The following is a 25,215-nucleotide window of genomic DNA, read 5'->3' on the forward strand; positions in this document are numbered from 1 at the left end:
TCGTGTCTGTGGCAATACCCTATGCAAAAACGATGTAGATCATGGTCTGCGTCAAATCTCTCAATTTCGTGAGCTGAATATGAAAATATCACAAATCGCAATTCAGGATATTTCTGGGATCGTTGGAAAGCTATCGCACTTAGCAGAAATCTCTCCGCAGTTGATACTGGTCTTTGGCTGCGTTGAGCATTTTTCTCATCCGGATTTTTTTCGAATACTGAAATCTGCATTTCCTGCAGCTGAAATGGTCGGCTGCACCACGGCTGGGGAAATATCTTCCGCGGTAGTCAGCAATTCGACATCAATCATTACGGCAATACATTTTGAATCAGCTAGTTTTCAGGTGGCAACGGCTGAACTCAAGGAGATGGATGCATCATTTCAGGCCGGTAAGGTATTGGCACATCAATTGCAATCGTCAGATTTAAAGGCGGTTATGTTGTTCGGGCAAGGGGTCAATATCAATGGTAGCGCCTTGATTGAGGGACTGGTGAATGTTCTTGGAACCAGCTTGCCGGTTACCGGTGGTTTGGCTGGTGATGATGGGGCATTTTCTAAAACGTTCATTCTTTCACCTCAAGGTGTGTCGACGTCTGATGTCGTAGCAATTGGCTTGAAAGGCGAAAAATTACTGTTCTCACATGGTAGCTTCGGCGGGTGGAGGGCTTTTGGTCCAACCAGGAAAGTAACAAAATGTGTGGGTAACGTTCTATATGAACTTGATGGCAATCCTGCACTCGATGTGTATAAGCGCTATTTGGGCGACTATGCAAAGGATTTGCCTGGTTCGGGTTTGTTATTCCCATTCGAAATGCTAGGTGATAGTCGCGAATCATTGGGGCAGATACGCACTATTCTTGGCATCAACGAAGGTGATGGAAGTTTGATTTTAGCTGGTGCGATTAACCCCGACGGTTACCTGCGTTTAATGCACGCGCATACCAATGATTTGGTCGATGGAGCTGAAATGGCAGCGCATGCAACAGTAGATGGCTTACCAAGCCCAAGTGGACAGAGTTTGGGTTTGTTGGTTAGTTGTGTAGGGCGAAAATTAGTGATGGGTGGACGCGTCGACGAAGAGGTTGAAGCTGTTCAGGACATCCTGGGAAAAAATACAGTCCTGTGTGGTTTTTATTCGAACGGTGAGATTTGCCCCGGATATAAGTTGGAAGCATGTAGTCTACATAATCAGACGATGACCATAACCTATTTGGCTGAGTTAAGCTGATGCCACACAAGCTATCCTCACGTCAGTACAAAAGGTTGCTTGGCATCGCAGATGAAGTTCAACTTGAAGCCGTATTGTCAGAATTTGAAACGCTGGCGTCTACTGAGTTAATCAGTGCTTCAGCAAAAAACGCGCTTGCAGGTTTCCGGCAGTTTTTATCGCATGTCGAGGAAACCTACCATCAGGCCGATCGCGATTTGGCGTTGGGAAAACTTAGTCTGGAGTTGAGTTCCAATGAATTGAGTCAGGCCAATGAAACCTTACGGCAAGATGCTGAGGCACGTCAGCAGGTGCTGGTAACTTTACGCAATACCACCAATCAAGTTCTTGCTCAATTGGGTAAACATCTTGATGATGATCGTAGTCTTGAAGGCTTGTCGCAATTATTGTCCGGCCTGGTTACCGAGTTACTCGACGCCAGAAAAGATGTTCAACGTGCCTTAGCAGAGGTTGAAAAACAAAAATTTGCGCTTGATCAGCATGCTATTGTCAGCATCACAGATGCAAAAGGCACCTTGATCTATGCAAATGAAAAATTTTGCACCATCAGTAAATTTGAAACGAAAGAATTGATCGGTCAAAATCACCGCATCGTCAATTCTGGTTTCCACAGCAAAGAATTTTTCCAAAATCTGTGGCACACCATTCAATCAGGTAATGTGTGGCATGGTGAAATCCGCAATGTCGATAAAGAAGGAGGATTTTATTGGACCAATGCAACCATCGTGCCTTTCCTGAATCAGGATAATCAGCCTTATCAATACATCTCAATTCGCACTGATATTACTGAGCAGTTACGCTTACGTGAAAAAATTCAGACTAGCCAGCAATTGTTGCAAAACGTCATGGATACCCTTGGGGAGGGCGTCTATACCCTCGATGCTAAAGGATTCTGTACGTTCGTAAATCCTGAAGCAGGAAAAATACTCGGCTATCACGCCTCTGAGCTACTTGGTCAGCGCATGCATGACCTTATTCACGCGATTCAACCAGATGGTCGCTGTGTGGAAATGAAAGACTGCGCAATTGATCAGGCAGTGTCAGCGGGTAAGGTATTCCGATCAGAGTTGGAGTATTTTCAGCACAGATCCGGCATTTTGTTTCCGGTTGCGATTGTTGTTTCGCCTATTTTTGAACATGGCATTATTGTTGGATCGGTGGCAGCTTTTCAAGATGTTTCCAGTCGGATTAAAGCTGATAAGGCGCTACGCGAAAGTGAAACTAAGCAACGCATGTTACTTGATCACGCCGCCGATGCAGTGTTTGTCGCCAATACACAAGAGCGTTGGACCTATGTGAATGACCTTGCGCTCAATATGTTAGGTTACGTCAGGGAAGAGTTAATTGGTCAAAGTATTTATGATTTACTTCCTCGCGAACAGCGTGAAAAAATACAAAAAAGTTTCTTGCATCGCCTGTTAGAACAAAAAATTATACGCATAGAAATTTTACTATTAAAGAAAAATGGCGAATTAGTTCCAGTGGAGTTAAATGCTGCTTTACTTCCCGATGGCAGCATCTATGGTTCTTGTCGTGATATTACTGAGCGTCAGCGATTTGAGTCTGCATTGATACAGGCAAAGGAAGATGCGGAGGCGGCCAACACCGCCAAGAGTGAATTCCTGGCCATGATGAGTCATGAGATCAGAACGCCCATGAATGGCATCATAGGAATGACCGAACTGGCTTTGGATTCTTATCTTGCACCTGAGCAAAGAGAATATCTCGAGTTAGTTAAATTTTCTTCTTATTCTTTACTCGGTATCATCAATGATATTTTGGATTTTTCCAAAATTGAATCGGGCAAAGTAGTACTTGAAAAGATCGATTTTGAAATCCGGGAGTTACTTGCCTCTTGCCTTAAGGCGTTGGCAATCCGGGCTTCTCAAAAAGGCATAGAGTTAGTTTATAAAATTGACGGTGCAATTCCTGATGTTATTCTTGGTGACCCCGGGCGTTTGCATCAAATTATTACTAATTTAGTTGGGAATGCCATTAAATTTAGTGAGCAAGGTGAAATTATCCTTGACGTTCAGCTTGTCCATCAAAGCACGGAATCGCTCGATATTTACTTCTCGGTGACGGATCACGGTATTGGTATCCCTTTGGATAAGCAAGCAAGTATTTTCAGTGCGTTTAGCCAGGCAGATGCATCAACGACGCGTAAATATGGCGGTACCGGTCTCGGGCTTACTATTTCCTCTCGCCTGGTGCAAAGTATGCACGGGATGTTAGAGGTCAATAGTGTGCTCGGTAAGGGGAGTACGTTTTATTTTACGGCTCGCTTTGAAGAGGGCGTTGGCTATATACCTGAAGTTGCAGTGCCAGATGTTTCTGGTTTGAGAGTGTTAATTGTTGACGATAATGCGATTAACAGACATTTTTTCTCAGACACTTTAAAAAAATGGGGTATGCATCCGGTTGCAGTGAGTTCCGGCGCTGATGCCTTGGTGAGATTATCTGACGAACAAGCAGGTGAAAATTGTTTTGATCTTATTCTGCTCGACGTCTGCATGCCAGAGATGGATGGATTCCATTTTATACAGGAGCTACAAGCCGTTAATGGTTGTGTACGGCAAAAAGTCGTCGTCTTGTCTTCTGCGGGGTCACCGGATGATGCACGCAAATGTCGGGATATGGGAATACGAGATTACGTAACTAAGCCTGTTAGTCAGCATGAGCTATTGGATTCAATTGTTACTGCTATGTCCGGCAATGCGTCACGAGGTGTCAGAAAACAAGTACCGGCTTCGGAAATATCGCCTGGCTTGGCACCGTTAAAAATAATGGTAGTTGAAGATAATCTGGTCAATCAAAAGCTGGTTTTGTCTTTGTTGAAAAAATGGAACCATACCGCTGTGCTTGCTGAGACTGGTCTGGTCGCTTTGGAGAAGTTTCAGCAAGAAAATTTTGATCTGATTTTAATGGACATGCAAATGCCCGAAATGGGTGGAATAGAAGCAACTCAACAGATAAGATCGTTAGAGGCGCAGCAAAAAGATCGCAAACATACACCTATCATTGCTATGACTGCAAATGCAATGCCCGGTGACTGGGAGAGGTGTCTTGACGCAGGGATGGATCATTACCTATCCAAGCCGATTAAAGCCGCACTTTTGCAAAACTTCTTGAGTCAGTACCAGCAGCTCGCGTCACCGATGGTAATAGAGAGGAATATAAACATGACTGAAGTATCGTATGAGCGCACAGCGGAGTTCCCCCATTTTGATTATGCACATGCTTTGCAATCAGCGGATCCAGAGATTGTTCACATTATCGGACATTCATTTCTTGACGTGTGTGATAAGTATATTGCAGAACTCTCTGATGCTGTCACAGCTAAGGATCCAGAACTCTTACATCGCTCCGCACATACGATGAAAGGCGTCGTGGGTAATTTTTGTGCTTATCCCATAGAGGAATTAGCTTTTAAGTTAGAGCAGAAAGGTAAGGATAAGAATTTCGAAGGCACATCAGAATTACTGACTGAAATTGCTGGAGAATTAAAGCTGTTGACCCTGGAATTGAAAAAATTTCTGGATGCTTACGCCAATCTGGCTTCTGAATAACGACCATTTTTTAGGTCAATTTATCTTCCAAAATTGTGCCGCCGGCATCACAGTTTCGTATGTCATTTAATAAAAATGCCGCAGCTGAATAACCGCTGTGGCATTTTTAGTGAGTGTAGATTTTATTTGACGATTGCCTGAGTACGCTCCGTTAGCCAGTTCAGTGCGGCACCTGAAACGCGTGAGCTTAAACGTTCAAACACCAGTGCGTGGTAATCGTTGATCCATTTAATTTCATCTTCTCTCAACATGTCGATGTTCATACAGCGCGTGTCGATAGGGCAGAGGGTCAGCGATTCAAATTGTAAATATTCACCAAACTCAGTTTGCAGTGCAGGAATGTTCAGCAGAAGATTTTCTATGCGAACACCCCATTGATTAGGTCGATAAATGCCAGGTTCATTCGATGTAATCATACCTTCTTCCATTGCAGTATGTGCTTCCGGAAGAGCGGCCGAAATCGATTGTGGACCCTCGTGAACATTGAGGAAGTAACCAACACCATGACCGGTGCCGTGACCATAATTAATGCCTTCTGCCCAGATTGGTGCTCGTGCCAAAGAGTCAAGCATTGGAGATGGTGTGCCACGTGGGAATACTGCTCGGGACAGATTGATCATCCCTTTCAGAACCAGCGTGAAATCACGCTTTTGTGCATCAGAGACGGTACCAATAGGCATAACACGGGTAATGTCCGTAGTACCATTCAGATATTGACCACCAGAGTCGATCAACAGCAAACCATCGCCTTCAATGACAGCGTGTGATTCTGGTGTCGCTCTGTAGTGCGGCATCGCGCCATTGCCATTGAAGCCAGCGATCGTGCCAAAGCTTGGTGAAATAAAATGGGGCTGGCGTGCACGTGCCTCGCAGATTTTTTCATCAATGGTGAGTTCAGTAATGCGTTCTTTACCTAAAGCATCTTCTAACCAACTAAAAAATTCGCACAAGGCGGCGCCATCTTGTTCCATGGCTTCACGGACAAATGCTGCTTCTTGTGCATTTTTGCGTGACTTCATAAAAACGGAGGGATTGATCGCATCGACTACACGCATACCCGCTGGAATTGCTTGCTGAAATCCTAGTGTGATACGGCGTGGATCAATCAGAATGCTGCTATTGGCTGGCAACGCTTTAAGTGCATCTGCTGCGTTATTGTAGCTGGCGATCTTGACATGATCTTGCGCGAGAATTGCTTGTAAAGCAGCGGGTATTTTGTCGTCTGCTACAAAGATAGTTGCGTCATTCATTCCTATCAACGCGTGTCCAGCGAATACCGGGTTATAGCTGACATCGCTACCACGCAGATTGAATATCCACGCCAGATCGTCGACGGTTGAAACGAAGTGCCATTCAGTGCCTTTGACGCGCATTTGTTCGCGTACCAGTGCTAATTTTTCCTGGCGAGAAATGACCGCGAACGGTGCAAGATGTTCAAAAATCGGTGACGAGGGTAAACCAGGTCTGTCGGTCCAGATTTCTTGCAGTAAGTCGATATTCGTTTTTAAATGTATTGCTTTGGCTTTTAAATTTTGCTCAAGAAGCCGTGCAGTCATGAGCCCCAGCACCATGCCATCAACGCTAACGGTTTGTCCGGCTTGGAGCGATTCCGTCAACCAATCTATATGCGTGGTTGAGCCAGCAGACGCAATTTTCATCATCTGTATGCCAGTCGGCACAAGTTCTTTTTCTGCCTGACTCCAGTAGCGGCTATCGACCCATAAGCCAGCAAAATCAGCTGTCACGATCAAAGTGCCGACGGAACCCGTGAAACCGGAAAAATAGCTGCGACCTTGCCAGCGATCCGGCAAATATTCTGATAAATGCGGATCGGCGGAAGGAATGATGGTGGCATCTATACCATGTTGCTTCATTGCGCTGCGCAATTGCAGCAGGCGGGCAGGAATCGGTGAGGTGATGGCGTTAGGGCTGCTTGGGCTGTTCATGACATGTTCTTTCAGGAGTACGTATCTATAAATGCTTATTGAAGTGATTGAGTATACTTGAAGTGAATTTCCATGCGCCGAATATGCCAATTTCGTCATTTTCTTAAGTATTCACGCATAACTTCTGAATTGCATTGGAAAAATTTCTGGATGCGCCTAATTTAATGCTGAAAGCCAAGGGCGGGTACAAGCTGCCAATATCAGCTAATCGGTAAGCTCATCGCAGGCTGCGCCCGCCGTGCAGATTTTGCACTTATTGAAGTGGCAAGAAAATGCCGCTGTACTTTTTAAACAAGCAGACCTAAAAAAATTGGCGGTCTGAATTGTTTATTCAGACCGCCAATTTATGAGAACTAATTACTCAATGTAAGGTGTTACTTATCTTACGCGCATACCAGGCTGTGCACCTGGCCACGCTTCGAGGATGTACAGACCTGGATTGGTTTTTTCATCGGCGGCGGAAGCTGCCAGTACCATGCCTTCAGACATGCCGAATTTCATTTTGCGTGGAGCCAGATTGGCGACCATTACCGTGAACTTGCCAATCAACTGTTCAGGTTGGTATGCTGATTTGATGCCAGAGAATACATTGCGGGTGCGACCTTCGCCGACATCTAAAGTCAGGCGTAATAATTTGTCTGAGCCTTCAACATGTTCACAGTTGACGATTTTTGCAATGCGCAGATCAATTTTGGCAAAGTCATCGATTTTGATTTCTTCTGCCAACGGCTCGATATCGTTCGGGTTACCAGCAACTGTGCTGTTTGTATTGGCGACAGCAGAAGCCTCCGCAGTAACAGGCGCAGCAGTTGCGGCAGGCGCCACCACCGGAGCATCAAACAATTGATCAAAAATCTTAGGATCTACACGTTGCATCAGGTGCGCATAAGGATGAATCTTATGTTGATGCGGCATCGCTACCGTCACATTAGCCCATTGCAATGGCGCAATATTCAATTGTGCTTCGACCTGTGCTGCGAGTTGCGGCAATACTGGTTTCAGGAAGATCGTCAGAATACGGAAAGCTTCGAGCAGGCGGCTGCATACTTCTTGCAATTTGGCATCGTTTTCTGCCTTTTTCGCCAGTTCCCAAGGCTTGTTGGCATCCACGTAGGCATTGACCAGATCGGCTTGCTCCATGGCAGCGCGCAAGGCTTTGCCATATTCGCGCGCCTCATACAAGGCTTTGATTTCTGGTGCCGCTTTGTACAAATTGCCAAGGAATGCATCATCTGCATGTGCCCAGTCAGTGGTAACCACACCATCAAAGCGCTTGCTGATAAAGCCAGCGGCGCGTGAAGCGATGTTGATGTATTTGCCAATCAGATCGGAATTGATACGCGCCACGAAGTCGTCGGGATTCAGATCCAGATCTTCGACTTTGGCGTTCAGTTTGGCGGCGAAGTAGTAGCGCAGCCATTCTGGGTTCATGCCGATTTCCAGATAACGCAAAGGTGAAATACCTGTGCCGCGGGATTTCGACATTTTTTCGCCAGATACCGTCACAAAACCATGCGCATACACATTGTCAGGTGTTTTATAGCCAGAGAATTTCAACATTGCTGGCCAGAACAGCGTATGGAAATAGGTAATATCTTTACCGATGAAATGAATCTGCTCGGTCGTTGGGTCTGCCATAAACGCATCAAAATCACGACCAGTTTTGCCGAAGTAATTTTTTAATGAGGCGAGGTAGCCGACTGGCGCATCGAGCCAGACGTAGAAGTATTTACCTGGTTGATCAGGAATTTCAATACCAAAGTACGGTGCATCGCGGCTGATATCCCAGTCGCCCAGACCGCCTTCGCCTTCCAGCCATTCTTTGCATTTATTCGCGACTTCTGACTGCAAGCGATTGTCTTGCAAAGCCCAACCACGTAGAAAGTCAACGCACTTCTGATCCGACAATTTGAAGAAAAAATGCTCAGAAGACTTCATGACAGGTGTCGCACCAGTCAGGACAGAATAAGGATTGATAACTTCTGTTGGCGCATACACAGCGCTGCACACTTCGCAAGAATCGCCATATTGATCTTTGGCACCACATTTTGGGCATTCGCCTTTGATGTAGCGATCAGGCAAGAACATGTTTTTGACTGGATCGTAAAACTGTTCTATCGTCTTGCTGGTGATAAAACCAGCAGCTTTTAATTTACGATAGATGTCTTGTGACAAAGCATGGTTTTCAGGGCCATCCGTTGAATGCCAGTTATCAAATTGTATATGGAAGCCGTCCAGATATTGCTTACGGCCAGCCGCAATCTGTGCCACAAATTCTTGTGGCGTAATGCCTGCTTTTTCAGCGGCAATCATGATCGGTGCGCCGTGCGCGTCATCAGCACCAACAAAGTGCACCTCGTTACCCGACATTCGCTGATGCCTTACCCAGACGTCAGCCTGAATATATTCCATGATATGGCCAAGGTGGAAGGGCGCGTTAGCGTATGGAAGAGCAGTGGTAACGAACAGCTTACGAGTCATGTTGATGCACTTTTAGAATTAACGGACAAGGGCATTATTTTAACAGCGAATCTCTGACAGAGAGCGCCTGTCAGCGCAGAAGTCTGCGCTTGGTCGATATAAACGATTGTTTTTGACCTGATTTGGCCAATTTGTTGCGGCAAACCGCAGCCACCATTCGCATACGGCAAGGAATACATCTGCCGAAAGGAAACAATAACAGTCGGTATGTTGTTGATTTGACTCTGGAAATAGGCGTCAGCTTGATGCGGCAGCGTAAGCTTACTTAAACAAATTCTGGTCTCAGACCACCCAATGTCCATCACGATACACTTCATCATCACCAAACCTGACCGATTTAGTGACTGCAAAGACATCAACATGATGACGGCCTTCGCCGCGTTTGATATGGGGTTTGGCATAACTGCCGTGCTTGGAACCTAGCGACAAGTGGATGCCGCACATGCGTTCATAAGTACCAATATCACGCACAGTGCGCTCTTTGTTGAAGGCGCGGTTCATCCCCAGACCTAGTTCTCTGACCCAGACCACGCCGTCGTCCGCCCGGATGTTGGTCAACACCTGATCAAATTCTGGCGTGGAATCTTCAGTGGCAACGACCTGGCCTTTTTCTATGATCAAGGTAATCGGCGTTTCAGGCTGATTAATGCTGAACGTGGTGTCGCCGAAGATGAATACGCGCACCCGACCATAGACATCTTCCAGGTTGACTGATTCAGTAAATACCTCACCGATTGGGAACTGGCCGCCGACGTTTTTCATTTCGCTGTAATCGCCGACGTTTAACTTGGCGGGTTCAAATTTTCCGCTGAAAATCAATTGCGCACCGTCGCTGTCGACCACGCCATGGTTGGCCTGATCAATTTTTTCTTTCAGCTTACGACCGACCACGCGATAGTAATCAGGATCATAGGCAAGGGCATCAATGTAATAATCGATCTCGGCACCCTCCATGCGTCCCAGATGCGGGTGCTCGATGACTTTCAGGCCTTGCTTAAATAATTCGACCCGCAATCGGTAGGCTTCCAGCCGGAAATTTGTAGACTGCACCAAAATCGCGAGATCGCCACTTTGCAGTGTAGCCAGCGTTTGTAAAATATCGGAGGGCGCTGTCTCATCAAAGTTGATACACAGGGCTTCCGGCAGGCAGAGGCGATAGGCGCTTGCTAATACCCGTGCTAATTCACAACGCTCGTCATATACCAGAACCGCTTTGTGTGTCGCCGTATGTTGAAAAGCATGTTCCAGCACGTTTTGTAAATGTGCGTGGCTGTTGGCGACACGGGTTTCAAAGTTGGAACTGAATGATGACATGAGGTATTTCTTAAAAATAAGCGGATTGCATAGTGAGCGGGGCACATTTCTTGGTAGCATTGAAATGTCGAATGCCGAACCAGCATTTTACCAGAGTGGCATGCAAGGCTCCCTGTCACGGTTTTTACGTATTTTACGATTTGCTACGTTGAGATGTAACTTTGATACCAAAGAATACTTATTTTCTTGATTTTAGTCATACCAATGTCATATTTTTTTGATATGATTCTTCGTAGCTGCTGTACATACAACTGATATGTATGACGGCAGCGAGGTGTGCTTTGTCTGCGTTTAGTGGACAAGCCGCCGTCCTGACATGAATGCGGAGCTGGGAAACCAGTCTCCGCATTTAACTTTTATGTGCCCAGCTTTAATTGTTGATCACGATAAGACTTGGGCGTCATGCCTGTCCATTCCTTAAACGCATGTTGGAACGCGCTTTGTTCCTGATAGCCAAGCATAAACGCAATATCTGAGAGGCTGAACTCTGCTTGCCGTAAATACTCTTGCGAGACTGAGAGGCGGGTTTCATCGAGTAACTGTTGAAAACTGAAGCCTGCGTCGGCCAGCTTACGTTGCAATGTTCTTTGGCTGACACCTAATTCCAGTGCAATTGTCGGTAAGCGTGCCAGATCACGTGATAAGTTTTTGCGAATCGCAACCCGCACCAAGGCCATGATGCTACCGTCATGCTCCGCAGCTTGCTTTTGTTTTAATAATTGCTCCGCATGCTGCTGCAACAACGGGTACATGCTGACATCCGCATTGGGAACTGCCCAGTCGAGTAGTGCCGTTGGAAACGTAGAGCAATCAAGTGGCGTTCCAAAAACGACGTCCGGACCAAAAATTCGATGATGCTCACTGATGTCTGATGGAGCGCTGTGCCTGAAAAATACTGGAACAGCAGGTAAAGTCGTGCCAGCAAACCAGTTGCCAAATACTCTGATTCCAGCAAACACACTTTCGGCCAGATGTCGGCTAGCGTGCGGGAAGTGGTTATGCCATTGGTATTCGGTCTGTGTGGCATTTTCAATTAATACTGAACGCCCCAGATCATGCGCTAATCCTTCATAGCGCATCGTCTGTTGGAACGCCTGGCGGAAATCTTTGCAGCTCATCAAAATCATGCCGTACACATTGTAGGTACCAAGTTTGACCCGCTCGCCCACATGCAGACCAAAGTGCTGGTCATTGCATAGCGCCGCGCCAGCGTCGAGCAAACGTACGTAAGCGCTGGCGGCGATGCTTTCGCCCATGTTAGTTAGCGACTGCGGTGGCAATTCTGCTTTTTCCGCCAGCGCGATTAAAGATAGCCCGCGTTCTGTGACCAGTTCCAATAGTGGTTGCACATACGCAGCTGCTACCCGAGCATCTGGCGGGCTGCGGTGCAAAGAACTGGTCAGGTTGTTTGGCATATTTCCACAAGATCCTTGTCATAAAAGCGCAATACGTGTGTTGCTAGGCTAGGTAAGCTAGCCGACAAGTATAACAAGGGAAATCTGCGTCATTTGTGTAAATTTCCTGCAGATCAATTCAAAAGGGCATGTATGCGACGATGGAACGGTTGGGGTGACGATAGTATTGAATTTGCTGTGAATGCTGATGCACTGGGTTTTTTGCAAGAACGCATCGGGCAGGGTGTGCCGCAAAAGGATGCCAGCAAAGCCAGCGTCATCGCCAGTGTGCCGGCGTCGCGTTTAACACCGCATCCATTGATTGATACCAGCCCGGAAGTACGACTGCAACATAGTCTGGGTCAGAGTTTACCGGATTGGTTGAAGATGCGATTCGGCCGGATTGAACAGTTTCCGGATGGTGTGGCCTTTCCTGAAAGCAGCGAACAGGTCAGTCAACTGTTGAATTACGCAACTCGCCATCATGTAGCTTTAATTCCGTATGGCGGCGGTACCAGTGTGGTAGGGCATCTTGCAGTACCTGGCGGTAATCAGCCGGTACTGAGTGTCAGTATGGTACGCATGGCGCAATTACTTAATATCGATAAAGACGCGCAATTGGCGACATTCGGTGCTGGTGTCTTTGGTCCTGATCTGGAAGCACAGTTACGCGCCCATGGTTATACACTGGGACATTTTCCACAATCATTTGAATATTCCACACTCGGTGGATGGGTAGTAACACGTTCATCGGGTCAACAGTCTTTACGTTACGGGCGTATTGAGCAATTGTTTGCTGGCGGGCGCATAGAGACACCCGCTGGACGTTTGGATATACCGACATTTCCTGCTTCGGCTGCAGGCACTGATTTACGTGAAATCATTTTGGGCTCTGAAGGCCGGATCGGTATTTTGACTGAAGTCACCGTCCGTATCAGTCGTTTGCCTGCGTGTGAAGAGTTTCATGCGGTATTTTTTCCGGATTGGGATAAAGCGCAACAAGCCGTGCGTAGCATTGCGCAAGCGAAATTGCCTTTGTCGATGCTGCGTCTTTCCAATGCTACTGAAACGTTGACCAGTCTGAAATTAGCTGGCCATAAAAAACTGATTGCCTTACTTGAAACTTATCTGAGTCTGCGTCATTGCAGTGATAAAAAATGTTTGCTCTTGCTGGGAGCGAGTGGCGATAAGCCTCATGTCCGTCATGCGATCAACAATGCATTGAAGTTAGGCAAAGCATACGGTGGCGTGCATGTCGGACAAACCATGGGGCAAAAATGGAAGCAAGGACGATTTAAAAATGTCTATCTGCGCAATACCTTATGGCAGCAAGGATATGCGATTGATACCGTAGAAACAGCATGTGACTGGCCTAAAGTAGCAGGCATGATGCAAGCGATCGAGTACGCAGCCACCAGCGCACTCGCAAGTGACGGCGAGCAGTTGCATACTTATACCCATCTGTCACATCTGTATGCGCAAGGCGCCAGTGTCTATACGACTTTTGTCTATCGTCTTACTGGTGATTACGAGCAGGATTTGAAACGCTGGAAAAAACTCAAAGCAGCGGCATCCCAAGCCATCGTTGATCACGGTGGCACCATCAGTCACCAACACGGCGTCGGCCGCGATCATGCGCCGTATTTGCATGCAGAAAAAGGCGAGCTGGGTATTGCCGCATTACGTCATCTATACCAACATTTTGACCCGGACGGTATTATGAATCCCGGAAAGTTATTGCCGGAATTATCTTCCTCGAAGGAACGCTAGCATGGCTTCATCAGTGTGGGACGACGCAGAGCGCAGCGATCTTGACGCCGTTTTATCGAATCACGGGCGGCCATGGGATCTGGTGGTCATCGGCGGCGGTATTACTGGCGCTGGTATTTTGCTCGAAGCCGCACGACGCGGTTTAAAAGCACTGTTGATAGAGCAGCGTGACTTTGCCTGGGGGACGTCTAGCCGTTCCTCTAAATTGGTACACGGTGGTTTGCGCTATCTGAAAGAAGGTAAATTCCACCTGACCCGTGATTCTGTGCGGGAACGACAAGCGTTGATGCAGGACGCGCATGGATTAGTTGATCATCAGAGTTTTGCCTTTGCGGACTATCAAGGTCGCAAACCTGGCCGTTGGATGTTTGCGCTGGGGTTGGCGATTTACGACAAGATGGCGCGCCAAACGGCACGGCATTATTTCCCGACCGATGAGTTTCTCATGATGACGCCGCATATCGGGCGTCAGGATTTAAAAGGTGGTCTCAGCTATCACGATGCCAAAACAGACGATGCGCGTTTAGTGATGCGGGTGTTGCAAGAGGCGAAAAGTCTGGGCGCAACGGCCATTAATTATCTGGCCGCATCGAAGATTGACTATGTGAATGAGCTGGCGCAGGGTGTGCAGGCAAACGATACTATCACAGGGCAAGACTACCAGATAAGGGCGCGAAGCATCATCAATGCCACAGGTGCGTGGGTAGATCGGCTGCGTTTGTCAAAAGAACTCAATGGAAAAATTCGTCCTCTGCGCGGCAGTCACCTGCTCATGCCCGGATGGCGCTTGCCCGTTGCCCAAGCGGTGAGCCTGATGCACCCTCGCGATGGTCGCCCTGTCTTCGTGTATCCGTGGGAAGGCGTTACGCTAATCGGTACGACAGATGTGGATCATCACGCAGATTTACAAACAGAAACGGCGATTACGCCTGATGAAGTCACTTACTTGATGGAAGCGTTGGCATTTCAGTTTCCGTCGCTCGCTTTGGGGCTTGACGATATTATCGCCACGTATGCTGGCGTCAGGCCGGTGATTGATACCGGTAAAGCAGATCCATCCAAAGAAGGGCGCGACCATGCGGTCTGGATGGAAAAAGGTTTGCTCACTGTGACCGGTGGTAAGCTGACTACCTTCAGACTGATTGCTTTAGATGCTTTAAAAAATCTGGCACCCTTGTTACCAGAATGGCATCCTGATTTACGTGTCACGCCGTTGTTTGACAATCCACGAAATAATAGCAATAGCCATGTGGAATTAGGCCTGCCACGTTCGCAACGTGATCGCTTATTCGGCCACTATGGCAGACTAACACCCGAGGTCATCGCTGCCGCGCATAAGCATGAGTTGGAACTCATTCCCGGCACAGAAACCATGTGGGTAGAATTGCGTTGGGCGGCAAGATATGAGTCTGTGCTGCAATTAGAAGATTTGCTGCTGCGCCGCACGCGTCTTGGTTTGTTGTTGAAGAACGGTGGTGCAGAGTATTTACCACGCATACGAACTATATGCCAAGGCGAATTAAAGTGGGATGACACGCGCTGGAATGTTGAACAGGCAGCGTATCTGGAATTGTGGCAAAAAAATTACTCTTTGCCCGCTAAGTCAACAATCAAAGATTGGCTAGTCAATGAATAATCACATAGAAAAACAATACATTTTAGCAATTGATAACGGTACCCAAAGCGTGCGGGCAATTCTGTTTGATTTGAAAGGAAATATCGTCGCCAAGTCGCAAGTGCATCTGGAAGCCTACTTTTCCGATCATCCAGGCTGGGCAGAGCACCATCCTGAGGATTATTGGCAAGCCGTTTGCACTGCCTGTCAGCGCCTGTGGGCAAGTAGCGGTGTGTCATCTGCTAGTCTGCATGGTGTGGCGGTGACCACGCAACGTGGCACGATGATCAATCTTGATCAACATGGTAAGCCACTACGTCCGGCGATTACCTGGTTAGATCAACGGCGCACTGATGTCGTGCCAGCCGTCAATCCTTTATGGTTAACTGCATTTAAAATTGCTGGCGTCAGCGATACGATAAATTTTTTCAGAGGCGAAGCAGAAACTAACTGGATCAAAGAACATCAACCAAATATTTGGGATAAGACCGCGCATTACCTGATGCTGTCCGGTTATCTGAATTACCGTTTATGCGATAAATTTATCGACTCGATCGGTTCACAAGTCGGCTATCTTCCTTTCGACTACAAAGGTTTGAAGTGGGCAGGTAAGTTGGATTGGAAATGGCAGGCGCTGGCAATCAAAGCAGAGACCTTGCCCGAACTGGTTGCGCCAGGAACGATCATGGGTAGCATTACGCCAGAGGCCGCAGCGCAAACCGGAATTTTAGCTGGAACACCTTTGCTGGCGGCCGCTGCTGATAAAGCATGTGAAGTGATCGGTGCCGGATGCCAGCAAGCACATATCGGTTGTCTCAGTTATGGCACAACGGCAACCATCAATACGACCAGTAAAAAGTATCTGGAAGTGACACCATTCATACCGCCATATCCTGCCGCTATTCCCGGCTCGTATAGCACGGAGGTACAGATTTTCCGTGGCTATTGGATGGTGAACTGGTTTAAAGAACAGTTTGGTCATCACGAGCAATTGGAAGCTGCTGCGCAGGGGCTGGTGCCGGAAGAGTTGTTTGATGAGCTGGTGAACGCTGTCCCGCCTGGTTCGATGGGATTGATGTTGCAACCCTATTGGACGCCGGGGATTAAAGTGCCGGGTCCAGAAGCAAAAGGTGCGATGATCGGTTTTGGTGACGTGCACACGCGGGCGCACATGTATCGCGCAATCCTCGAAGGCCTGGCTTATGCCTTGAGAGAAGGCAAGGAGCGGATAGAGAAACGGAGTGGTGTGGCAATCACGGAATTACGTATTTCCGGTGGCGGTTCGCAAAGCGATGCAGCGATGCAGTTGACTGCAGACATTTTTGGCCTGCCGACTTCACGTCCACATATCTATGAAACATCAGGGCTGGGCGCAGCGATTGACGCAGCTGTTGGATTGGGTCTGCATCCGGATTTTGATACGGCCATCCGTGCGATGACTCGCATAGGAAAAACGTTTGAGCCGATTGCCCATCATCACCAGATTTACAACGAGCTTTACCATCGCGTCTACCAAAAAATGTACGCGCGCTTACAGCCTTTGTATAAAGAGATACAGCAAATTACCGGTTATCCTCAGATGCATTAATGCTTGATCTTAGTTACTATTTGCTATTTGGCGGGGGAGACGTTGACCTCAACGTCTTGCATGCTGCCTACAGAGCCATTGTTATTCAAATAGATGCCGGACGATTCTAATTCTCCGGAAGATCCACCATCGCCGCTGTTATCGCCAATTGCTGTGTGCGTACTGACGCTGCCGAGGTAGAGCGCACCTATGCCAGCTTGCTGCAAACTCACAAACTGTGGTTTGCCATCGCTGCCTTCAATTAAAACACCCAGCTTGCTATAGGCTGGGTTGCTTTGATCTAGCCACCCGCTATTGTTTCCTAAGCTGTTTGCCAATGACTGTAGCTGAGCAAAGCCATTGCCAGTTGTTGGACCGAATAATTGTGTCTTGTCGGTGATTTTTCCATTATCGTCCGGGTTATATGCCAGGTAGCCACCGCCCTGAATAAACGGCATGGTGACTTTCTTGCCATCGTTATTTAAATCGAATGAGAACGTCTGTTGACCTAGCTGAACAGAGTTTCCAGAAAAGTTAATGACCAGAGGGTCTTTTAAGGCACTGCCAGACTTGATCGTCACAGATTGGGTTTCTTGTCGTATCGTTTGTACTGATTGATTCAAGTCGAAGTGAATTTTTTTGTGGTCACTGGTTTCAATGTCACCCTCGGCACTAAAACTGGTACTGGTTGTTTGCGTCAAGGTGGTTTGTGCATTGTAAATAGCGCCGCCGCCCTGCGCTGTAGATGTTGGTGTTGATGCGGTACCCGTTGCTTGATCTGTATGCGAAAAATCGGCTGGATTGATGAGGTGTATGGTCTGTCCAAATATTTCTTGCAACAACTCGATCAGTGCCTGCATTTTTGGATCAATGTTGGTGTACGTGTTGCTATTGCTTGTTGCATTGGTTGCATAGCCTGTACTACTTGATACCTGCCCAGAGCCCATACCTGAATTGCCATTGGCCAAATTAAACGTTGCCAGTGCAGCCTTTCCGATATCGGATATTTGCACTAAAGACGAGTTGTCCGGCATGCTGTCCAACTGATCCGGAGCATCAATTGCTGCCCCCTTAAATATTCTTAGTTGCTGCTTAACACTCATTTGTGCGCTGATATGTTGACTCGACTGCATTGCAATCTGAGATGAGCTAATGATCATTGCAGTCTCCAGAATCAGGGGAAAGACTTTCCTGATATCGGCAGTGATTGGCAAAGCTTGAGTTAGAATTTTAAATTAAGTTCAGCACGAGAGTTCTTTTTCCGGAGCTATCTTTTTCTTGTTTGTGACTTTGGATTTCTTTAACGCAAAACTTAAACCTGTGGAATGATAAAATCGTCTGAATTCAATTTGTCTTGAACAATTCTTTATATGAAATTCACATGAATGTCCCTGTTTCAGAAGTTACTGACTTGAAACCTGTGTCTCAAGTCAAGACACATTGGTACGCGAGTCTGCAATTAGGCTTTGCGGATGATGCTGGTACGACACGCCTGATAGAGCGCAAACATAGTGGCCCGCTACGTGTACAAAAGCCTTTGTATCCTGAGGGCGATGCAATTTGTCACGCGATCTTGATACACCCGCCAGGTGGCGTGGTGGGTGGCGATCAACTACAAATTTCTACCACTGTAGGTGAGAATGCACATGCCTTGATTACAACACCAGGTGCAGCCAAATGGTATCGCAGCAATGGCTATACTTCTGCGCAGACGATTGAATTACATGTAGGCGACAATGCGCATCTGGAATGGTTGCCGCAAGAAACCATCTTCTTCGATGACGCTAAGGTCAATTTATGTCAGACCGTGCATCTGACCGGTAATGCCAGTTTTATTGCCGCTGATATTTTGTGCTTTGGTCGAACCGCTTCTGAAGAAATTTATAACAGTGGAGAGATTCACCAAAACAGCAGTATTTTCCGCGACGGCAAAATGATCTGGCATGAGCAAGGTAGTATCAGTGGTGGCAGCGGTACAATGCAAAGTCCTCTGGGGCTCAACGGCAAGTCGGTCTGTGCCATGGTATTGGCGTGTGGGAAGTCGTTGAATACGGATCAGTTACGGCAATTGCGCGAGCAAACTGGTTCTTTGATTAACTTGCATGAAGCAGATGCATTATGTGGTGTGACGCAAATGAAAGGCGTCATCGTCGCGCGTTATCTGGGTAATTCCAGCGAACTGGCAAAACAGTGGTTGCAATTAGTGTGGCAACATTTGCGTCCGGTGATGAGTGCGCAGGTGGCTGTGATTCCGAGAATTTGGAATACCTGAGCAAGTCGACCGGTAGCGTATATGGAGCGGATGCGTCATTTGTTGACAGGTACTATCCAGGGCGTCTGACTCAAAGCTTCAAAGCCGCCTTTCAGTGGCCGCACATCCGTGAATCCCATTGCTTTGAGCGTATGCGCCGCATGCACTGCACTGGCGTCAGCGGGACAAGCGCAAAAGGTGATGATTAACTGCTGCTCTGGCAGATGCTCCAGATTTTCACCGACCTTGTTCACATTGCGGACCAACGCTTGCGGAAACATGCCAGTTTCATTGATTAATGCCTGACTGCGTAAGTCGATGACCTGGAACGGCGTCTTCTTTTCGCTTAATTCTGCTAATTCCTGAACGCTGATGTGAGGGATATTTGCCAAATGCTCGAAACGTTTTTTCTGCCAGACTTTCCATCCCAGCCAGCTGACCAGAATGACAGAAAATACGGTAGCGATTTGTATTCCATGCTCGGCCAATATTTCTACAGATGCACTGATTTGCGCTTGCAAAGCATAGCCAGCCAGTAGGGCTAAGCCAGACCATAAAGCCGCTCCGATAGCTGAGGCGATCAAAAATTTTGCCCGTGACATCCCCAATGCTCCCGCGACCGGTGGGGCGACGATGGAGAAGCCAGGAATGAATTTACCAAACACTAAGGACCACATTCCCCATTTGACAAAACGTGCCTCGGTTTGATTGACGCAAGAGCCCGGATTAATCGACATTTTGCACAGCAGTTTGAGTACTTTGTAGCCAAATATTTTTCCGGCCTGGTACCACACCTGATCCGCAATCAACGATGCTGCGACCGCTGCTGCCGACATACCGCCCAGTGCGAGTAAGGATTTAGCCTGGCTGGCATTGAGCATCAATGTCGGTACCGCAGGCACCGGGATACCTAGCTGTTGCAGCAATACATTGCAAAAAATCAGCATGGTACTGTGATGTGCAAAGAAGTCGTTGAGCCAATGCGCAGTCATAGGGAATTGGCTTTGTTTGAAGACGTTGAAAGGTACGTGCAGATTAACATGGGATTCTTATTTTGATTGATGTATAGTTTTGAAGGATTATATATCGTCCATACTATCTGCTCAGCAAACACGCTTTAACACCTGGGCTTATGGAGCGATTGTATTACAAGCGGCGGCATTACCCGACGCTTTGCCGTTCGTACCAAACAGCAATTGAACGCCACATTGCGAGCCAAACATTAGCCCCTGATTGTGTCCAACGCCAACAATCTCGTAGCGCTGATGCATTTGCAGACTGAGTTCACCGGCGCGATAGTGTTCGTATTTCCAGTAGCCACGGGCGCGGGTGATACGGGTTGGACCTTCAGCTTCCGCACCGCAGGATTTATCTAGCACTCTGTGATTGGGATCATTATCGGCGGTGCCAGCGAGATAAATTACTTGTCGTTGCAAATAACGTCGGAATAAATCATCGCCGTTGACATCGCCTGCGTAAGACACCATATGTTGCATGCCATAGCGATAGTCGTCAAAGGCTGGGCAGATTTCCTGATCGTAGACGGCAAAACCATTGCCTTTTGGTCTCTCTGCAGTGAAGTATAGGTAGGACGAAGGATTAGCGATCACATATTTTAAATCCAGACCTGTCTGACGGATTTTTTCATCGACGTGATTAAGTGCCGCATAACGATGTACTAACTGACCACCACCAGAGTGTCCTGCTACCGTAATTTTCTGCAACGATGGATAACGGGCTTTGCTCGATAGCATCAGCAACATATCGTCCAATACCGTGAGTGAACTGAGCCCTGAAGTGGGATATACGCCACTGACGGCATTTTCACCGCCACTCCAGCCTTGGACTGACCAGACAGGCATGTTATCAAAGCCTTTCGTCTTGTCCGGCACCCCGGGGAAGTTAGGGGCAATGATCAAAATTTCATCAGGATTACGTCCTGAGTCCTTTAACAGTTCCATCGCGGACATGTAGTAGTCGTCACCGTTTCTTTGAATGCCGTGTTGAATGACGATGATTTCCTTAATTGATGGCAAACTTTGACTCAGATCCCGATTGGCATAAACGGGGAAATCATACTGTGCGTTGGCGTCTCGCCCCAGGTGCAGACGCTGCCAATGTGGGGCATCGCTTGCAAATCCAATGCTGCACATCAGCGATATGCTCGTTGATAGAGCGGTCAGAGAGGTCTTGATGAAGTTCATTCGTTTTCCACGTGCAAATAAAAATTAGTCGTAAATTCAACGATTCAATTGATTATACAAAGACTCATTGCCTCAAGGGGGTTGCGGTTCTTACGTATTATGCAATGCGGGAAAATTAGCGTAGTTTTACTGGTAAAACTGTAACGCCGCACTACAATTGTTCGAGATTGCACCAAAATGCGGCATTAGTCATTTTGTCTGGCACCGTCGAAGCGAAAACAACGTTAGAGAGCTGGTTTGATTCTTGCAAGTGTTGTTAAAACGAGAAAAACTGAGAGAGGTGCAGACATGGATTTAACTCCACGTGAAAAAGACAAGCTATTGATTTTTACCGCTGCCTTGCTTGCCGAACGCAGAATGGCGCGTGGCTTGAAGCTCAATTATCCCGAAGCAGTTGCCCTGATCAGCGCGGCCATCATGGAAGGTGCGCGCGACGGCAAAAGTGTTGCTGAACTGATGTCAGATGGAACGCAGATTCTGAAGCGATCTGATGTCATGGAAGGGGTGCCAGAGATGATCCCCGATATCCAAATCGAAGCGACGTTTCCGGATGGCACCAAACTGGTCACCGTCCATCATCCTATTCCCTAGGAGAACGCATGATACCCGGAGAAATGTTCATCGCAGAAGGTGATATAGAACTCAACGTGGGGCGTCCTACGGTCACCCTTGTGGTGGCAAATAGTGGTGACCGGCCGATTCAGGTCGGTTCGCACTTCCATTTTTATGAAACTAACCCTGCATTAAAGTTTGAGCGTGAAACAGCCTATGGCATGCGCCTCAATATAGCGGCGGGAACGGCGGTGCGCTTTGAGCCCGGTCAGCAGAGAACGGTTGAGCTGGTGGCGCTGGCTGGCAGCCGTGAAGTGTATGGATTTAATGGTTTAGTGATGGGTAAATTAAAAGGTGTCGCATGAAAATTTCTCGTCAGGCTTACGCTGAAATGTTTGGTCCTACGACGGGTGATCGTATTCGCCTCGCTGACACAGATTTGTTTATCGAAGTCGAAAAAGATTTTGCCATTTATGGTGAGGAGGTCAAATTTGGCGGGGGTAAAGTCATACGTGACGGCATGGGGCAATCTCAGCGCATCCATGAATACGTCATGGATACCGTCATCACCAATGCGGTGATTCTCGACCATTGGGGTATCGTCAAGGCCGATATTGGTTTAAAGAATGGCTTGATTGCCTGCATAGGCAAAGCGGGCAATCCTGATATACAGCCTGGTATTGACATGGCAATTGGTGGCGCAACTGAAATCATTGCTGGCGAAGGCATGATTGTCACTGCCGGTGGTATTGATTCACATATTCACTTTATCTGTCCACAGCAAATCGAAGAAGCTTTGATGAGCGGCGTGACCACCATGTTGGGCGGTGGAACTGGTCCAGCGGTGGGTACCGCAGCAACGACATGTACGCCGGGGCCGTGGCATTTGCATTCGATGTTGATGGCGGCGGATGCATTTCCAATGAATTTAGGCTTTTTAGGCAAAGGGAACGTGAGCTTGCCTTTGCCGCTGGAAGAGCAAATCCGCGCCGGCGCGATAGGGCTGAAATTACATGAAGATTGGGGCAGTACGCCACAAGCGATAGATAATTGCCTGAGCGTCGCTGATCGCATGGATATTCAGGTGGCGATACATAGCGACACCTTAAACGAGGGCGGATTTTTAGAGCATACTCTGGCAGCATTCAAAGACCGTACGATACATACGTTTCACACTGAGGGCGCGGGTGGCGGGCATGCGCCAGATATCATTGCCGCGGTAGGTGAAGGCAATGTGCTGCCATCGTCTACCAATCCTACCAGGCCATACACCGTCAATACGCTGGATGAGCATTTAGATATGTTGATGGTCTGCCACCATCTTGATCCTGCCATCGCTGAAGATATTGCGTTTGCAGAATCGCGCATTCGCCGCGAGACTATCGCCGCGGAAGATATTTTGCATGACATTGGCGCTATTTCTATGATGTCATCCGATTCTCAGGCCATGGGGCGGGTCGGTGAAGTGATCATGCGTACCTGGCAAACAGCGCACAAAATGAAGCAGCAACGCGGCGCACTTGCTGAGGACAGCGCAGCGAACGACAATTTCAGAGCCAAACGTTATATTGCCAAATATACGATTAATCCTGCGATTACCCACGGTATTTCACATGTGGTTGGGTCCTTGGAAGTTGGCAAAATTGCCGACATCGTTTTATGGAAACCTGCATTTTTCGGTGTTAAGCCATCCATGATCTTAAAAGGTGGCATGATCGCTGCGGCCCAAATGGGTGACCCGAACGCCTCTATTCCCACACCACAACCGGTGCATTACCGCATGATGTTTGGGGCGTTTGGAGGCGGTCTGAAGAAGTCGTTTACCTTTGTCTCGCAAGCCGGTTTCGATGCTGGATTGGCAGAACAATTGAAACTCAATAAAACGCTGATCCCCATCAAAAATACGCGCCATATTCGCAAGCAAGACATGATACACAATGGCCTGACACCGAAAATGGAAGTTGATTCTGAGACCTATGAAGTTCGCGCCAACGGTGAATTGCTGGTGTGTGAGCCAGCGAAGGTTTTACCGATGGCGCAACGCTATTTCTTGTTTTGAGCCCCCCATTTTGTAAGGCAAATCCAGCGAGAGGAAATTTAAAAAGCAATGCTAACACTTCATACAAAAACCGAAAAAGCAGAAAAAATTGATGGGCAATTGATTTTGCCTTACGAATTACGTGAAAAATCGCGTCTGCGTGCCAATTTGGTCAGTGGCGAAGATGTCGCTGTGTTCACTGTGCGTGGTACGGTCATGCGTGATGGCGATCTGATGCTAGGCAATGATGGGCGCGTGATTCAGGTGGTGGCAGCGCCAGAGCCGACGTACAAAGTTGAATGCGACCACGCGTTTGCCTTGCTGCGTTGCGCTTTTCATCTGGGTAATCGGCATACGCAGGCGCAACTCGGGGATGGTTTCTTGCGTATCAGAAAAGATCCGGTATTGAAAGAAATGCTGCAAGGGCTGGGTGCAAAAGTCAGCGAAGAAATGGCCAGTTTTGAGCCAGAAGCTGGCGCCTATGGTGGTGGTCATCACCATGCCGGAGATGATATGCATCCACACAATCCGCTGGCGCCGATTCCCTTGCGTCAACGTATTCATCGCCCATCGGATAAAGCCTAGTTTATGCAATCGACGGCCTTATTACACTTGCTGCAATTAGCCAGCCCATCCTTGCCTATCGGTGCATACAGTTATTCGCAAGGTCTGGAGTCGGCAATTGAACGAGGTTTGGTGAAGAATGAGGCAACAGCAAGAGCGTGGATCGCGCACTATTTGCAAGAAATTGTCGCCAAGTTTGAAGCGCCTATTTTATGGCGCTTACTGCAAGGATTTCAGCAGCGCGATGTGGCGCAGGTGACCTATTGGAATCACTTATTTATTGCAGCGCGTGATACAGCGGAGTTTAGAGCGGAAAGCATACAGATGGGCTACTCGCTGGGTAAATTGGTTGGCGACTTAAAGATTGCTGATACTGAATTACTGACAATCTTGTTGGCACAGTCTGAATTACCGTTGCCCACTTCGTTGGCATGTGCTGCCGTTGCTTTAGATGTGCCACCAGAATCTGTGGTGTTAGGGATGTTATTTTCCTGGGCAGAGAATCAGGCTTTGGTGTGTGTGAAGTCGATACCTTTAGGCCAGGTTGCCGGGCAAAGATTGTTGTTGTCTTTACGGCCTGAATTAGAGGCTGCAGCGAATCTGGCGATGCGTTTGCAAGATCATGAATTGTCCAATTGGGCACCGGGATTGTCGCTATTGTCGATGCAACACGAGGTGCAATACAGCCGTCTTTACCGGTCATAAATAAGAAATTGAACATG

At 47.7% G+C, this 25,215-nt stretch carries 18 protein-coding genes; 11 read left to right on the forward strand and 7 right to left on the reverse strand.

The features are described 5' to 3' along the window. Positions 1-79 precede the first annotated feature (79 nt). Together ACO0KY_RS05050 and ACO0KY_RS05055 are read left to right on the forward strand one after the other, a co-directional pair. On the forward strand, positions 80-1,228 hold the full coding sequence (locus tag ACO0KY_RS05050) for an FIST signal transduction protein (RefSeq protein WP_423044707.1): 1,149 nt from the start codon (positions 80-82) through the stop codon (positions 1,226-1,228). After that, complete coding sequence (locus tag ACO0KY_RS05055; RefSeq protein ID WP_423044708.1) at positions 1,228-4,797, forward strand: PAS domain S-box protein; 3,570 nt, start codon at positions 1,228-1,230, stop codon at positions 4,795-4,797. The genes ACO0KY_RS05050 and ACO0KY_RS05055 overlap by 1 nt, the downstream gene beginning before the upstream one ends. A gap of 122 nt (positions 4,798-4,919) precedes the next feature. Here the strand turns inward: ACO0KY_RS05055 and ACO0KY_RS05060 are convergent, their stop codons facing one another. The 4 genes from ACO0KY_RS05060 to ACO0KY_RS05075 all read right to left on the reverse strand — a co-directional run bounded on the left by ACO0KY_RS05060 (position 4,920) and on the right by ACO0KY_RS05075 (position 11,953). Then, entirely contained in the window at positions 4,920-6,743 is a 1,824-nt protein-coding gene (locus ACO0KY_RS05060) for an aminopeptidase P family protein (protein ID WP_423044709.1), read from the reverse strand. A gap of 378 nt (positions 6,744-7,121) precedes the next feature. Continuing rightward, positions 7,122-9,224: a methionine--tRNA ligase gene (gene metG / locus ACO0KY_RS05065; protein ID WP_423044710.1), complete on the reverse strand. Its 2,103-nt coding sequence runs from the start codon at positions 9,222-9,224 to the stop codon at positions 7,122-7,124. A gap of 282 nt (positions 9,225-9,506) precedes the next feature. Then, a complete protein-coding gene (locus ACO0KY_RS05070; RefSeq protein ID WP_423044711.1) occupies positions 9,507-10,538 on the reverse strand; it encodes a hypothetical protein in 1,032 nt (343 codons plus the stop codon). A 356-nt stretch (positions 10,539-10,894) separates the two neighbouring features. After that, positions 10,895-11,953 (reverse strand): AraC family transcriptional regulator, encoded by a 1,059-nt coding sequence (locus ACO0KY_RS05075; RefSeq protein ID WP_423044712.1) that lies wholly within the window; start codon positions 11,951-11,953, stop codon positions 10,895-10,897. A gap of 132 nt (positions 11,954-12,085) precedes the next feature. Between ACO0KY_RS05075 and ACO0KY_RS05080 the strand changes: the two genes are divergently transcribed. Genes ACO0KY_RS05080 through ACO0KY_RS05090 form a run of 3 tightly spaced genes read left to right on the forward strand, consistent with a single transcriptional unit; the run spans position 12,086 to position 16,905 of the window. After that, positions 12,086-13,702 carry an FAD-binding oxidoreductase gene (locus ACO0KY_RS05080; protein WP_423044713.1) on the forward strand — a complete coding sequence of 539 codons (1,617 nt, stop codon included), beginning with the start codon at positions 12,086-12,088 and terminating at the stop codon, positions 13,700-13,702. A 1-nt stretch (position 13,703) separates the two neighbouring features. Then, a complete protein-coding gene (locus ACO0KY_RS05085) occupies positions 13,704-15,338 on the forward strand; it encodes a glycerol-3-phosphate dehydrogenase/oxidase (protein ID WP_423044714.1) in 1,635 nt (544 codons plus the stop codon). Next, the gene (locus ACO0KY_RS05090) at positions 15,331-16,905 is read left to right on the forward strand and encodes an FGGY-family carbohydrate kinase (protein WP_423044715.1); all 1,575 of its coding nucleotides are present in this window, start codon (positions 15,331-15,333) and stop codon (positions 16,903-16,905) included. The genes ACO0KY_RS05085 and ACO0KY_RS05090 overlap by 8 nt, the downstream gene beginning before the upstream one ends. Positions 16,906-16,928: 23 nt before the next feature. Here ACO0KY_RS05090 and ACO0KY_RS05095 read toward each other — a convergent pair whose 3' ends face one another. After that, the gene (locus ACO0KY_RS05095; RefSeq protein ID WP_423044716.1) at positions 16,929-18,044 is read right to left on the reverse strand and encodes a hypothetical protein; all 1,116 of its coding nucleotides are present in this window, start codon (positions 18,042-18,044) and stop codon (positions 16,929-16,931) included. A 221-nt stretch (positions 18,045-18,265) separates the two neighbouring features. Here ACO0KY_RS05095 and ACO0KY_RS05100 point away from each other — a divergent pair, with 221 nt between their 5' ends. Continuing rightward, positions 18,266-19,156 carry an urease accessory protein UreD gene (locus ACO0KY_RS05100; RefSeq protein WP_423044717.1) on the forward strand — a complete coding sequence of 297 codons (891 nt, stop codon included), beginning with the start codon at positions 18,266-18,268 and terminating at the stop codon, positions 19,154-19,156. A 35-nt stretch (positions 19,157-19,191) separates the two neighbouring features. Here ACO0KY_RS05100 and ACO0KY_RS05105 read toward each other — a convergent pair whose 3' ends face one another. Beyond that, positions 19,192-20,127 carry a VTT domain-containing protein gene (locus ACO0KY_RS05105; protein WP_423044718.1) on the reverse strand — a complete coding sequence of 312 codons (936 nt, stop codon included), beginning with the start codon at positions 20,125-20,127 and terminating at the stop codon, positions 19,192-19,194. 138 nt (positions 20,128-20,265) lie between these two features. Continuing rightward, the gene (locus ACO0KY_RS05110; protein ID WP_423044868.1) at positions 20,266-21,288 is read right to left on the reverse strand and encodes a hypothetical protein; all 1,023 of its coding nucleotides are present in this window, start codon (positions 21,286-21,288) and stop codon (positions 20,266-20,268) included. 339 nt (positions 21,289-21,627) lie between these two features. Between ACO0KY_RS05110 and ACO0KY_RS05115 the strand changes: the two genes are divergently transcribed. The 5 genes from ACO0KY_RS05115 to ACO0KY_RS05135 are packed head-to-tail and all read left to right on the forward strand — an operon-like array spanning position 21,628 to position 25,198. Then, on the forward strand, positions 21,628-21,930 hold the full coding sequence (locus ACO0KY_RS05115) for an urease subunit gamma (RefSeq protein WP_422993766.1): 303 nt from the start codon (positions 21,628-21,630) through the stop codon (positions 21,928-21,930). 8 nt (positions 21,931-21,938) lie between these two features. Next, entirely contained in the window at positions 21,939-22,256 is a 318-nt protein-coding gene (locus ACO0KY_RS05120) for an urease subunit beta (RefSeq protein ID WP_186913597.1), read from the forward strand. Then, the gene (ureC, locus tag ACO0KY_RS05125) at positions 22,253-23,950 is read left to right on the forward strand and encodes an urease subunit alpha (protein ID WP_422999126.1); all 1,698 of its coding nucleotides are present in this window, start codon (positions 22,253-22,255) and stop codon (positions 23,948-23,950) included. Before ACO0KY_RS05120 ends, ureC begins: the two co-directional genes overlap by 4 nt. 48 nt (positions 23,951-23,998) lie before the next feature. Further along, a complete protein-coding gene (gene ureE, locus ACO0KY_RS05130; protein WP_423044719.1) occupies positions 23,999-24,514 on the forward strand; it encodes an urease accessory protein UreE in 516 nt (171 codons plus the stop codon). Between the two features lie 3 nt (positions 24,515-24,517). Continuing rightward, a complete protein-coding gene (locus ACO0KY_RS05135) occupies positions 24,518-25,198 on the forward strand; it encodes an urease accessory protein UreF (RefSeq protein WP_423044720.1) in 681 nt (226 codons plus the stop codon). Positions 25,199-25,215 lie beyond the last annotated feature (17 nt).

The sequence above is a fragment of the Undibacterium sp. Dicai25W genome, assembly GCF_049340505.1.
Lineage (GTDB): Bacteria > Pseudomonadota > Gammaproteobacteria > Burkholderiales > Burkholderiaceae_D > Undibacterium > Undibacterium jejuense.